The 12,775-nt window shown below is 74.9% G+C and carries 9 protein-coding genes and 2 pseudogenes; 7 read left to right on the top strand and 4 right to left on the bottom strand.

Annotated elements, in window-relative coordinates:
* Positions 1-22 precede the first annotated feature (22 nt).
* From JD77_RS03065 to JD77_RS03050, 4 genes are all read right to left on the bottom strand, one after another.
* Positions 23-766, bottom strand: coding sequence for a phosphotransferase (locus tag JD77_RS03065; protein WP_145772942.1), 744 nt, complete (start codon positions 764-766; stop codon positions 23-25).
* Between the two features lie 173 nt (positions 767-939).
* Entirely contained in the window at positions 940-1,626 is a 687-nt protein-coding gene (locus JD77_RS03060) for a TVP38/TMEM64 family protein (RefSeq protein ID WP_342799628.1), read from the bottom strand.
* On the bottom strand, positions 1,623-2,342 hold the full coding sequence (locus JD77_RS03055; protein ID WP_145772941.1) for a type 1 glutamine amidotransferase: 720 nt from the start codon (positions 2,340-2,342) through the stop codon (positions 1,623-1,625). Before JD77_RS03055 ends, JD77_RS03060 begins: the two co-directional genes overlap by 4 nt.
* Positions 2,332-3,579: a MurT ligase domain-containing protein gene (locus JD77_RS03050; protein WP_145772940.1), complete on the bottom strand. Its 1,248-nt coding sequence runs from the start codon at positions 3,577-3,579 to the stop codon at positions 2,332-2,334. Before JD77_RS03050 ends, JD77_RS03055 begins: the two co-directional genes overlap by 11 nt.
* 439 nt (positions 3,580-4,018) lie before the next feature.
* Here JD77_RS03050 and mraZ point away from each other — a divergent pair, with 439 nt between their 5' ends.
* The 7 genes and pseudogenes from mraZ to mraY all read left to right on the top strand — a co-directional run bounded on the left by mraZ (position 4,019) and on the right by mraY (position 12,698).
* Positions 4,019-4,450, top strand: coding sequence for a division/cell wall cluster transcriptional repressor MraZ (gene mraZ / locus JD77_RS03045; RefSeq protein ID WP_145772939.1), 432 nt, complete (start codon positions 4,019-4,021; stop codon positions 4,448-4,450).
* A gap of 205 nt (positions 4,451-4,655) precedes the next feature.
* Positions 4,656-5,744 carry a 16S rRNA (cytosine(1402)-N(4))-methyltransferase RsmH gene (rsmH, locus tag JD77_RS03040; protein WP_145777396.1) on the top strand — a complete coding sequence of 363 codons (1,089 nt, stop codon included), beginning with the start codon at positions 4,656-4,658 and terminating at the stop codon, positions 5,742-5,744.
* A pseudogene (gene ftsL / locus JD77_RS35045) lies at positions 5,741-6,341 on the top strand (cell division protein FtsL). Before rsmH ends, ftsL begins: the two are co-directional and overlap by 4 nt.
* Positions 6,342-6,346: 5 nt before the next feature.
* Positions 6,347-8,556: pseudogene (locus tag JD77_RS03030) on the top strand (peptidoglycan D,D-transpeptidase FtsI family protein).
* A 91-nt stretch (positions 8,557-8,647) separates the two neighbouring features.
* A complete protein-coding gene (locus JD77_RS03025; protein ID WP_449289046.1) occupies positions 8,648-10,171 on the top strand; it encodes a UDP-N-acetylmuramoyl-L-alanyl-D-glutamate--2,6-diaminopimelate ligase in 1,524 nt (507 codons plus the stop codon).
* Positions 10,168-11,568, top strand: coding sequence for a UDP-N-acetylmuramoyl-tripeptide--D-alanyl-D-alanine ligase (locus tag JD77_RS03020; RefSeq protein WP_145772936.1), 1,401 nt, complete (start codon positions 10,168-10,170; stop codon positions 11,566-11,568). Before JD77_RS03025 ends, JD77_RS03020 begins: the two co-directional genes overlap by 4 nt.
* On the top strand, positions 11,565-12,698 hold the full coding sequence (gene mraY / locus JD77_RS03015; protein WP_145772935.1) for a phospho-N-acetylmuramoyl-pentapeptide-transferase: 1,134 nt from the start codon (positions 11,565-11,567) through the stop codon (positions 12,696-12,698). The genes JD77_RS03020 and mraY overlap by 4 nt, the downstream gene beginning before the upstream one ends.
* The last annotated feature ends 77 nt before the right edge of the window (positions 12,699-12,775 follow it).

The following is a 12,775-nucleotide window of genomic DNA, read 5'->3' as shown; positions in this document are numbered from 1 at the left end:
GGTGCGAGGGCACGGTGGGCGGTTAGGGGGTCAGGAGGGTCGTCAGGGCTCCGTGGTGGGCCCGGAGCCAGGCGTGCCAGCCCCGGATCGCCTCCACCGCGCCGGCCGCGCGCAGTCGGCGCATGCCCGGGACGTCCCGCTCGGCGCCCTCGGCGATGCCGCGCCACGTGCCGTCGACCTGGGTCAGCATCACGTCGAGCAGCTCGTCGGCGCCCGGCAGCGGCCCGTACGCGTCCCGGACCAGCCGGCAGCGGCGGGCCAGCTCGTGCGGGTCCGCGCCCGGGCCCAGCTCGGCCCAGTGCCAGCAGACGAAGGCCACGTCCTCGACCCGCCGGCCCGGGCCGGCCAGGTCCCAGTCCAGGAAGGCCACCGGCAGCGGTCCCTGCCCAGCGTCCCGGTAGACGGTGTTCTTGGGGGAGAGGTCGCGGTGGCAGACCGTCTCCGCGTCGCCGGCCAGCGGGGTGCCGGCGCAGGCGTCGTGCAGCGCCCGGACCAGCCGGGCCACCCCCGCGAGCGCGCCGTCGGAGAAGTACGCCGGATCCTCCCGGTCCCGCCAGGGCACCCGCCCGTCGAGGTAGCCCAGCACCTGCCGGCCCTGCTCGTCGACCCCCAGGTACGCCGGCGCCACCCGGCAGCCCACCCGCTCCAGGTGCCGCAGCAGCTCGGCGACGTACCCGGCGTTGGCCGGCGGGGTACGCCGCACCGTGTCCCCGACCCGGGCGACCTCCGCGACCCAACCACCCGGCAGCAGCTCCTCAGCGCTCACGGGTGCTTTCTTTCGTTCGCGACTGTGGGGCTTCGCTGCGCTGCGCTCCTCGCGCTCACGGGTGCTTTCTTTCGTTCGCGACTGTGGGGCTTCGCTGCGCTGCGCTCCTCGCGCTCACGGGTGCTTTCTTTCGTTCGCGACTGTGGGGCTTCGCTGCGCTGCGCTCCTCGCGCTCACGGGGCCGGCTCCGCGCGGCGGCGGCGTTCCGCCCGCCACCACCGGTGCGCCAGCACGACGCTGGCGACCAGCCCGAGGGCGGCGGGCGCGGCGGCGTACCAGTTCACGGCGCCGGGCGAGGCGGCCGCCGCGCCGATCGCGGCGTAGCCGAACGCGGTCGGGGCGGAGGCGAGCAGGCTGCCGGCCAGGAACGGCAGCACCCGCGCGCCCGTGGTGCCGTAGCCGTAGCTGACCAGGCCGAAGCCGGCGATCGGCAGCAGCCGGACGGTGACCACCCCGAGCACGCTCTGCCGGGCGAGCCAGCCGTCCAGCCGGGCGAGCCGGCCGCGTACCCGCTCGGCGACGAACTCGCGGCCCAGCGCCCGGCCGACGGCGAAGCCGATCGCGGCGGCCAGCAGCGCGGCGCCGAGGGCGTACGCGGCGCCCGCGACCGGGCCGAAGACCGCCCCGGCGGCGAGCGTGACGAAGGTGCGGGGCACCAGGGCGACCAGCAGCAACGCGCCGCCGACCACGGCCGCGACCGGCGCGTACGGGCCGAGGGGGTCGGCCAGCCGCGGCAGGTGCGCCACGTCGGGTCGGGGCACCACCGCCAGCAGCGCGGTGAACGCCGCGAGCAGGAGCAGCAGCAGGGCGAACCGGCGCGCCGACGGCTGCCGGAGCAGCCGTCGGACCACCCGGATCACGCGCGGGCGGCGGCCACCGCGGCGCGGCGCTCGGCGCGGAGCCGTTCGGCCCAGGTGTCGTCCAGGGGCGGGAGCTGGTGTACGCCGGTCGCCCAGCGCAGCAGCAGGTCGGCCAGGGCGGGGTTGCGGGCCAGGGCCGGGCCGTGCGAATACGTGCCGAGCAGCTTGCCCCGCCACGCCCCCTCGGTGGCGCCGTCGTTGCCGACGCCGGCGGTGACCCGGGCCAGCGGGGACACCCCGGGCCCGAGGTGGGTGCGGCCGCCGTGGTTCTCGAAGCCGGTCAGCGCCGGCACGCCGAGCCGGGCGTCGATGTCGCCGGCCAGCTCGCCGACCGCGCGGGTGGGGCCCCGGTCGGAGGAGAAGTCCAGCAGCTCCAGCCCCCGGTACTGGGTGCCCTTCGCGAAGAACGAGGTGCCGAGGAGCTGGTAGCCGGCGCACACCCCGAACACCACCGAGCCCTGGGCGACGGCCCGGTGCAGGCCGCCGTCGGCGAGCAGCCGCTGCGCGCCGAGTGCCTGCGGGCCGTCCTCGCCGCCGCCGATGAGGTAGATGTCGGCGGTGGAGGGCAGCCGCTGGTCGGAGCGCACCTCCAGCACCTCCACGGGCATCCCGCGCAGCTGTGCCCGGCGGGCCAGGATCAGCATGTTGCCCCGGTCGCCGTACGTGGACAGCAGGTCGGGGTAGATCCAGACGATACGCAGGCTCTCAGTTGACACGGTCCAGCTCCGCTCGGATGTCCTGGAAGGCGGTGTAGTTGGCGATGACCTCCAGGCGGCCGGGCGGGACCGCCCGGACCGCCTCGGCGAACGTCCGGACGTGCTGGAACGGCACCTCGTTGACCTCGAGGCGGACGGCCAGGTCGAACGCCCGGTCGCCGGTGATCAGCACCTGCCGGCCGCGCAGCGGCGCGAAGTCGACGTCGAACAGCCAGGACGTGTCCAGCCCGTCGGGGTCCCGGGCGTTGATGGACAGCAGGGTCGGCGCCAGGTCCGCCATGTCGAACGCCTCCAGCCAGCTGGCCGGGTTCTTCGCCAGCAGCAGCCGGATGTTGCGCCCCTCCCGCTCCACCTGCGCGTAGCGGCCGGCCACGGAGGTGACGGCGGCCAGCCGGGAGACCGCGTCGACCGGACGGACGCCGAACTCGGCGGCGATTGCGAGCGCGGTGGCCGCGTTGCCGACGTTGACCCGGCCCGGGAGCTGGAGGCTCACCTTGTGCCACGCGCCGGTCGGGTCGAGCACGCCGTCGTCCTCGACGGTCCACTGCGGCTCGGGCCGGCGCAGCGGGCACCCGCTGCACCACCACTGCTCGCCGGAGCGCTGGATGGTGTGGCCGCACTCGGGGCAGACCCACGAGTCGTCGTGCCAGCGCTGGCCCGCGCTGAACCAGGTGACGTGCGGCGCCCGCACGCCCCGGGCCGGGTCGACCGGCGGGGTGGCCGCCCAGACCACCATGGGGTCGTCGGCGTTGGCCACCACCCGCACGTCGGGGTGGTCGACCAGGGCGGCGCGCCAGAGCTGCGCCATCATGGCGACCTCCTTGGCCCGGTCGAGCTGGTCGCGGGAGAGGTTGAGCAGCGCGACGACGTGCGGCTCGGTGGACCGCAGGACCTGGGCCAGGTAGTGCTCGTCGACCTCCAGCACCGCGTACGGGGTGCTGCCGGCCTTGGCCAGCGCGGAGGTGTGGCCGGTGGGCATGTTGGCGCCGAAGGAGTTGGTGGCCACCCGGCCCAGGACACCGACGGCGGCCGCCGCCAGCCGGGTGGTGGTGGTCTTGCCGTTGGTGCCGGAGACGAGCGCGATGGCGCGTCCGGCCGAGAGGTGGGCCAGGAGGTCGGGGTCGATCTTCAGCCCGATCCATCCGCCGATCACCGAGCCGTCGCCGCGGCCCGCGGCTCGCGACAGCGCCGCAGCGGTCCGCGACACGGAGCTGGCCACCTTTGCCCGCAGGGGCATCTTCGCGTCCGTCACCCGAGCGAGGTTACCGGACCGCCGTCCCCGCCAGATCGCCGCCGACGGCGAACCGTTCGGCCGGTGGCTCCCCGCGGACGGCCGGAGGCGTCGCGCGGACGGCCGGAGGCTCCCTGCGGACGGCCGGAGGCGTCGCGCGGACGGCCGGAGGCTCTCCGCGGACGGGCAGCGGGCGCTCGGCCGGATGGAGTCGATCTATGTCGGGTAGCGGACGCGGCCGAAGGGCCGCCGCGGCCCTCCACTCCGCTCCACCCCTTCTGACGTGCGGTTTTGCGCGCGGAAAGGACGCGCCGCGCGGGCGATTCTGGTTGCAGGTGGAGGGAAGTGGAGTAGAGTGGGGCGCGATGGTGGGGCCGGGAGGGTCCACCGGCCCGGGGGGAGGCGGCGCCGCGAACGCCGCTGCAAGGGCGAGGGGGTTGGGCCGATGTTCCTCGGCACCCACACCCCGCGCCTGGACGACAAGGGCCGGTTGATCCTGCCGGCGAGGTTCCGGGATGAGCTGGCGGGGGGTGTCGTGATCACGAAAGGGCAGGATCGCTGCCTCTACGCCTTCCCGATGCCCGAGTTCCAGCGCATCGCCGACCAGTTGCGCGCGCAGCCGATGACGAACAAGGCGGCCCGGGCCTACAGCCGGGTCTTCTTTGCCAGCGCGCACGACGAGGTCCCGGACAAGCAGGGCCGGGTCACCATCCCGGCCCACCTGCGGGCGTACGCCGGGCTCGACCGGGACCTGGTGGTGATCGGGGCGAGCACGCGGGTGGAGATCTGGGACAGGGCGGCCTGGGAGACCTACCTCGCCGAGAGCGAAGACGACTTCGCCGACATCGAGGAGGGGGTGCTGCCCGGCGGTCTGTAGGGCGGGACGACGCCCGACGTACTGCGAGATCTCCAGCCGCTTTCGAGCTCCTGGCACCCCTTCCCCGGTGCCAGGCGCACGATCTGATCGGAGGGCCGCGGCCTCCGGTGGGCGGGAGCGGATGGGGATCTGGCGGTACGACGGTGGCGTCGTCCGGCGGCAGGCGCGGCGAGAGAACGGACGGTTTCAACCAGTGGGGGTCGACATGGGGGAGCTTCGCGGCACGCACGTGCCCGTGCTGCTCGAGCGGTGTCTCGAGTTGCTGGCCCCCGCGCTGGGCAGGGCCGACCGGACGATCCACGTCGATGCCACGCTGGGCCTGGGCGGTCACGCCGAGGCGGTGCTGGAGGCGCATCCGCACACGGTCCTCATCGGTCTGGACCGGGACACCGAGGCCCTCGCCCACGCGCGGGTCCGGCTGGCCCGGTTCGCCGACCGGATCCACCTCGAGCACGCCGTCTACGACGAACTGCCCGAGGTGCTCGCCCGGCTGGGCTACCCGGCGGTCGACGGGGTCCTGTTCGACCTCGGCGTCTCCTCGCTCCAACTCGACGCGCCCGACCGCGGGTTCGCCTACTCGCAGGACACCGCGCTGGACATGCGGATGGACCAGACCCGGGGGGTGACCGCCGAGGAGGTGGTCAACACCTACCCCCACCCGGACCTCGCCCGGGTGCTGCGGGTGTACGGCGAGGAGAAGTTCGCCATCAGGATCGCCTCGGCGATCGTCCGGGAGCGCGAGCGCGCCCGGATCACCTCGTCGGCGCGGCTCGCCGAGCTGGTCGTGGAGAACATTCCGGCACCAGCCCGACGAACCGGGGGACACCCGGCGAAGAGAACGTTTCAGGCTTTACGGATCGAGGTAAACAGGGAGCTGGCGGCGCTGGAGACGGCGCTGCCGGCCGCGCTCGACAAGCTCACCCTGGGCGGCCGCATGGTGGTCCTGTCCTACCACTCGCTGGAGGATCGGCTCACCAAGGCGGCCCTCGCCGACCGGGTCCGCAGCAAGGGCCCGGTCGACCTCCCGGTCGAGCTCCCCGGGTCGGGCCCGACGTTCCGGCTGCTCAGCCGGGGCGCCGAGCTTCCCGGGGAGGTGGAGGTCGCCGCGAACCCGCGCGCCGCCTCGGTGCGCCTGCGGGCCGCGGAACGGATCGACCCGGAGGCCGAGCGGCGGCGGACCGACCGCGAACGGTACCGCCGCCGGGTCAAGGCGATGCACCAACCGGGGACGGGGTCGGCTCGGCCGACTCCGGTGGACGGGGCAGGGACGGACGAAGAGGGGGAGGGAACATGAACGTCAACAGGCGCGACGTCCGGGACACCGGCGTCGGGCAGCGCGCACCGCGGTCGGGGGCCGGACCGCGGCGCAGCGGACGACGCGGGCCGGGACTCCGGCACCCGGGCGGGCCGGCTCGACCGGCAGGCGGAGACTCGCGCCCGGGGGGCGCGCGAGTTCCCGGTCAACGGCACCGCCGCGCTTCGTCCGGCCGAGCGGTCCCGCCCGGCGGCGACCGCGTCGCCGCGCCTGCGGGTGGCGCCGCCGCCGCCGGTGTCGGTGCCGCGGGCGCCGTTCGTGGCGCTGATCCTGGTGCTCGTGGTCGGCGGCGTGCTGGGCATCCTGCTGGTCAACACGAAGATCAACGAGAACTCGTTCCGGCTGGAGAAGCTCCAGCAGCAGCAGGCCAAGCTCGACGTGGACCAGCAGCAGCTGGAGAAGGACATCGCCGAGGCGGAGGCGCCGGGCAACCTCACCGCCGCCGCCAGGCGGCTGGGCATGGTCGAGGCGGAGGAGCCGGCGTACATCCGGCTGCCGGACGGGCGCATGATCGGCGTGCCGCAGCCGGCCAACGGCAAGCCCTCGGTCACCAGTCAGCAGGGCGCGGGAGGCTGACCACCGTGCCACCGAGGTCGGAGGAACCGCGCCGGGATGCCACAACGGGCTCCCGGCGCGGTTCGTCACGCGAGACCGGGCGGGGGGAGCCGCGCTCCGGTGAGCCGGGCGTCGGGGGCATCTCCGGCGCGCGGGCGTACACCCCTCGGGGGCGCACGATCCGCGAGCAGGGCGCGGCCGGCCGGTCGGGGTCCGGCGGCGCCGAGCAGCGGCGGACTCCGCGCAGCAGCCGCTCCGGCGACCCGTTCCGGCCGGCGCTGCAGGTGCTCGACGGCGGCCGGGCCGGCGCCGCCCGCGCCGGCCGCCGGGAGACCGCCCCGGACGGCCGGTCCGGGGTGATCCGCACGGTCCAGCCCCGGCCCGACCGGGCCTGGACGGACGACGACGAGCCGGCGCCGCCGCGCCGCCGGCCGGGCCCGCGCCGCGCGGACCGGCCCGCCCCGGGCGGTCCCCGCGCAAGCCGCGCAAGCCGCCCCGGCTGGCCGACCCCCGCCGCCGCCTGCGCCTGGGCACCCTGGTCGTGCTGGCGCTGTTCGCCACCATCGGCATCCGGCTGGTCTTCCTCCAGGCGGTCGACACCCCCGCGTACGCCGAGGCGGGCCTTCCCGATCGGCTGGTCCGGGTCGACCTGCCCGCCCCCCGGGGCGCCATCTACGACCGCGACGGCGCCCCGCTGGCCCACAGCATCGAGGCCCGGTACGTCTACGCCGACCCCACCCGGGTCAAGGACCGTACGGCGACCGCCCGGGCGCTGTCCCCGCTGCTCGGCCTGCCGGTGTCGGAACTGGCCGAGCGGATGAAGCCGCGCACCCTGGAGAACGGCCGCGCCTCCCAGTTCGAGTACCTCGCCCGGGGCGTGGAGATCCCCACCGCCAAGCAGATCCTGGACCTGGACCTGGACGGCATCGGCGTGCACCGCGACGAGCGGCGCGAGGTCCCCGGCGGCGACCTGGCCGCCAACCTGCTGGGCTTCACGAGCCAGGACATGATCGGCCTGGAGGGGCTGGAGGCCCGCTACGACGACCTGCTGCGCGGCGAGATCGGCCGCCGCGTCTACGAGGCCGGCCAGGGCGACCTGGGGGCCCCCATCCCCGGCGGCTACAGCCGCACGACCCCGGCCAAGCCGGGCAGCTCGCTGGCCCTGACGATCGACCGGGACCTGCAGTTCCGGTGCCAGCGCATCCTCGGCACGCAGATGGAACGCACCCGCGGCAGCGTCGGCGCGGCGATCGTGCTCGACGTGGCGACCGGCGAGGTGCTGGCCCAGGCGAGCCACCCCAGCTACAACGCGGCCAAGCCGGAGGAGAGCGACCCGACGGACCGGGAGGACGCCGCCACCAGCTTCATCGTCGACCCCGGCTCGGTGCACAAGGCGATCACGTTCGGCGCCGCGCTCCAGGAGGGTGTGATCACCCCGGACACGACGCTGCCGGTGCCCAACGCGATCCGCAAGGGCGACACCTGGTTCACCGACACGCACCCGGCCAACGGCCGGCGGATGAGCCTGCCCGGGATGCTGGCGTACTCGTCGAACGTCGGGACCATCGAGATCGCCGACAAGCTCGGCCGGGACCGGCTGATCGACTACCAGAAGCGGTTCGGGCTGGGCCAGCCCACCGGCGAGGGCATGCCGGGGGAGGCCAGCGGCCGGCTGCTGCCCGCCGACCAGTGGAGCGGGTCGTCGGAGGGGTCGGTGCCGATCGGGCACAGCGTCGACGCCACCCCGCTGCAGATGGCCGCCGCGTACGCCGCCATCGCCAACAACGGCACGTACGTCCAGCCGCACCTGATCAAGGAGGTGATCAGCGGCACGGACGGCAAGCGGACGCCCGCCAAGCCCCCGGTCACCCGGCCGGTGCTCAGCCCGCAGAACGCGGCCGCGCTGCGCACCATGCTGGAGGCTGTCACCACCGTCGAGAACGCCACCGGCCTCGCCGCCGCGGTGCCCGGCTACCGGGTGGCCGGCAAGACCGGCACGGGCCTGCGGTACGTCGACGGCAAGCTGCAACCCGGCGAGGTCGGCTCGTTCATCGGCATGGCCCCGGCGGAGAACCCCCGCTACGTGGTCGCGGTCTTCGTGTGGAGCCCGGGCGGCGGGGGCGGGGCGGTCGCCGCGCCGGCCTTCCGGCAGATCATGGGCTTCACTCTGAACCACTACCGGGTACCGCCGTCCACGGACGGCAAAACCCCCAAGTTCGAGGTCTTTCCACGCTGACCTGGCAGGGCGGGACATCATCGGTGAGTGGGGACGAACCACCGGGGCGGCTGTGTGGTCGGGACCGGGCGACCGGGTAGGGTCTGACGCCGTGCCAGGGAATCCGCGTCCCCGTACCGTGACAGGAATCAGGCTCGGCGACCTCGCCGACCGGCTCGCCGTCGAGGCCCCGCCCGGCGCCGCCGACCTCCCCGTGACCGGTGTGACCCACGCCAGCCAGGAGGTCCGCCCCGGCGACCTGTACGCCGCCCTGCCCGGCGCCCGCCGGCACGGCGCGGAGTTCGCCGCCGCCGCGCGGGCCGCCGGCGCGGTCGCCGCGCTCACCGACCCCGCGGGCGCACCGGCCGTCGCCGACGGGGGCCTGCCCGCGCTGGTGGTGCCCGACCCGCGCGCCGTGCTCGGCACCCTCGCCGCCGCGGTCTACGGCGACCCGACCGAGGGGCTCACGGTGATCGGGGTGACCGGCACGGCCGGCAAGACCTCCACCGCCTATCTCGTCGAGTCGGGCCTGCGGGCCGCGGGCCACGTCACCGGCCTGCTCGGCACGGTGGAGACCCGGCTGGGCGACCTCGTGGTCGACAGCGTGCGCACCACCCCGGAGGCCACCGACCTGCACGCGATGCTGGCCGCCGCCCGCGAGCGGGGGGTCACCGCCGTGGTCATGGAGGTCTCCAGCCACGCCCTGGCGCTGGGCCGGGTGGGCGGCGTCCGGTTCACCGTCGGCGGGTACACCAACTTCGGCTCCGACCACCTGGACTTCCACGCCGACGCGGCGGACTACTTCGCGGCCAAGGCGCAGCTGTTCGACGGGCGCTGCGACGTCGAGGTGCTCAACGCCGACGACCCCGCGCTGCGGCCGCTGTTCAAACCTGCCACGGTCAGCTACTCGGCCGCCGGGGACGCGACCGCGACCTGGTACGCGACCGACGTCGACGGCGAGGGGTACGCCCAGCGGTTCACCGCGCACGGCCCCGACGGGCTGACCGTGCCGGCCGGGGTGGCGCTGCCCGGGCGGCACAACGTCGCCAACGCCCTGCTGGCCGTCGCGGCGCTCGTCGCAGCCGGGGTGGACGCCCGGACGGCCGCTGCCGGGGTCGCCGCCTGCGGTGGGGTGCCCGGCCGGCTGGAGCTGGTGGCCGCCGGCCCGGTGCGCGGGGTGGTCGACTACGCGCACAAGACGGACGCGATCGTGGCCGCCCTGGCCGCGCTCCGCGAGCTGAGCGGCGGGCGACTGATCTGCGTGCTCGGGGCCGGGGGCGACCGGGACCGGGGCAAGCGGCCGGCCATGGGCGCCGCCGCCGCCGAGGGGGCCGACGTCGTGATCGTCACCGACGACAACCCGCGCGCCGAGGATCCGGCCGCGATCCGGGCCGAGGTGCTGGCCGGGGCGTACCGGGCGGGCACGCCGGCCCGGATCATCGAGGTGAGCGGCCGGCGGGCCGCGATCGACGAGGCGGTCCGGCTGGCGGCGCCGGGAGACGCCATCGCCCTGCTCGGCAAGGGGCACGAACGCGGGCAGGAGGTGGCGGGCGAGGTGCTGCCGTTCGACGACCGGACGGAGCTGGCGGACGCGCTGCGCGCCCGCTTCGGCGGCGACCTGGTGGGCCTGCGGTGATCCCGCTCACCCTGGCCGAGGTGACCGCCGCCGTCGACGGTCGCCTGCTCGCCGCCGACCCGGCCGTCCGGGTCACCGGTTCCGTGGAGTTCGACTCCCGCAGGGTCGGCCCGGGGGCGCTCTTCGTGGCGTTCCCCGGCGAGCGCGTGGACGGGCACGACTACGCCGCCGCCGCCGTCGAGGCCGGTGCGGTGGCCGTGCTCGGCACCCGGGAGGTGCCCGGGGTGCCGATGGTGCTCGTCGCCGACGCCCTCGACGCGATGGGCCGGCTGGCCCGGGCCGTGGTGGACCGGCTGCCCGAGCTGACCGTGATCGGGCTGACCGGCTCCTCGGGCAAGACCACCACCAAGGACCTGATCGCCCAGCTCACCGTCCGGCTCGGCCCCACGGTCGCGCCGCCGGGGTCGTTCAACAACGAGTTGGGCCACCCCTGGACGGCGCTGCAGGCCGGCCCGGAGACGCGCTTCCTGGTGCTGGAGAAGGGCGCCCGGGGGGTGGGGCACGTGCGCTACCTGTGCGAGGTGGTGCCGCCCCGGATCTCCGTGGTGCTCAACGTCGGCGTGGCGCACATCGGCGAGTTCGGCTCGGTGGAGAACATCGCGCTGGCCAAGGGGGAACTGGTCGAGTCGCTGCCGGCCGACGGGCTGGCGGTGCTCAACGCCGACGACCCGCTGGTCGACGCGATGGCCGCCCGCACCTCCGCCCGGGTGGTCCGCTACGGCGAGGCGGCGCACGCCGACGTGCGGGCCGTGGACGTCGCGATGGACGAGCGCGGGCGGCCGTCGTACACGCTGGTGACGCCGGAGGGAAGCGCGCCGGTGCGGCTCGGGCTCACCGGCCGGCACCAGGTGTCCAACACCCTCGCCGCCGCGGCGGTGGCCCGGGAGCTGGGCGTGCCGCCGGCCGAGCTGGCCACCGCGCTGGGCGGGCTGGGCCTGGTCTCCACCCGCCGGATGGACGTCTTCGACCGTCCCGACGGGGTGACGGTGATCGACGACTCGTACAACGCCAACCCCGCCTCGACGGGCGTCGCGCTGCGGGCCCTCGCCGGCCTCGGCGCTGGGCGGCGTACCGTCGCAGTGCTCGGCTACATGGCCGAGCTGGGGTCGTACGAGAGGGAGGGGCACCTTGAGGTCGGCCGCCTCGCGGCCGAGCTGGGTGTGGACCGGCTGCTCGTGGTGGGCGAGCCGGCGGCGCCGATCCACGAGGGCGCGACAGCGGTAGAGGACTGGGGAGGAGAGTCGGTGCTGCTCACCGATCAGGCGGCAGCCGTCGAGGTGCTGCGGAGCGAGCTACGACCGGGCGACGTCGTCCTGGTGAAGGGCTCCCGGTACCGCACCTGGGAGGTGGCCGACGCGCTGCGCGCCGAGGCCGCCGGGAACGGGGCCGCCTCGTGAGGGCGGTGATCGTCGCCATCGGGGTCGCCTTCATCGTCTCGCTGTTCTGCACCCCCATCGCGATCAAGGTGTTCACCCGGCTCAAGGCCGGTCAGCCGATCCGGGCCGAGGGCCCGGCGATGCACCAGGGCAAGAAGGGCACGCCGACGATGGGCGGCGTGGTCTTCATCCTGGCCACGGTCGTCGCGTACGTCGCGGGGCACCTCGCCCTGACCACCCTGCCGGACCGTCAGATCGCCCAGGTCGAGCCGACCATCACGGCGCTGGTGCTGCTGGGGCTGATGGTGTTCTCGGGCGCGGTCGGCTTCATCGACGACTTCCTCAAGGTGCGCAAGCGGCACAGCGGCGGCCTCAACAAGCGCGGCAAGCTGGCCGGGCAGATCCTCGTCGGCGCGGCCTTCGGCGTCGTGGCGCTGTACTTCCCGAGCACCATGACCGACGCCAGCGGCACGGCGACCAACACCGAGACCGTGGGCGCCACGACCCTGAGCTTCATCCGGGACATCCCCGCGCTGGACGTCACCAAGATCGGTGCGGTGGTCATCTTCATCTTCGTGGTGATGGCGGCCACCAACGGCGTCAACCTCACCGACGGACTCGACGGCCTGGCCACCGGGGCGTCCGTGATGGTGCTCGCGGCGTACGCGCTGATCGCGTTCTGGCAGTACCGGCACTGGTGCGCCGACCCGACGTACACGGCCAACCCCAACAACTACTGCTACACCGTCCGGGACCCGCTGGAGATCGCCCTGATCGCCGGGGCGGCGGCCGGGGCCTGCGTCGGCTTCCTCTGGTGGAACACCTCGCCGGCGCGGATCTTCATGGGCGACACCGGTGCCCTGGGCCTGGGCGGCCTCATCGCGGGCATGGCGATGTCCACCCGGACGATCCTGCTGCTGCCGATCATCGGCGGGCTGTTCGTGATCATCACGATGTCGGTGGTCATCCAGATCATCTCGTTCCGCACCACCGGCAAGCGCGTCTTCCGGATGTCGCCGCTGCAGCACCACTTCGAACTGGCCGGCTGGAGCGAGGTCAACATCGTGGTCCGGTTCTGGATCATCGCCGGGATCGGGGTGGCCATCGCGCTGGGCCTGTTCTACAGCGACTTCCTGGCAGCGATGACCTGATCCGGCCGGGCTCGTCGGGCCGGCCCGACGCCGCCTCCTCCCGGATGTCGACAGGGGCCCCCTGCCGCGCGAAACGC

The organism is Micromonospora olivasterospora, assembly GCF_007830265.1.
Taxonomy (GTDB): Bacteria; Actinomycetota; Actinomycetes; order Mycobacteriales; family Micromonosporaceae; genus Micromonospora; species Micromonospora olivasterospora.
This window is presented reverse-complemented; position numbering and strand designations above follow the sequence as displayed.

Excerpts from the sequence above, each read along its gene's own strand:
- mraZ (WP_145772939.1), top strand. The coding sequence starts at position 4,019 with ATGTTCCTCGGCACCCACACCCCGCGCCTGGACGACAAGGGCCGGTTG.
- JD77_RS03050 (WP_145772940.1), bottom strand. The coding sequence starts at position 3,579 with ATGCCCCTGCGGGCAAAGGTGGCCAGCTCCGTGTCGCGGACCGCTGCG.
- rsmH (WP_145777396.1), top strand. The coding sequence starts at position 4,656 with ATGGGGGAGCTTCGCGGCACGCACGTGCCCGTGCTGCTCGAGCGGTGT.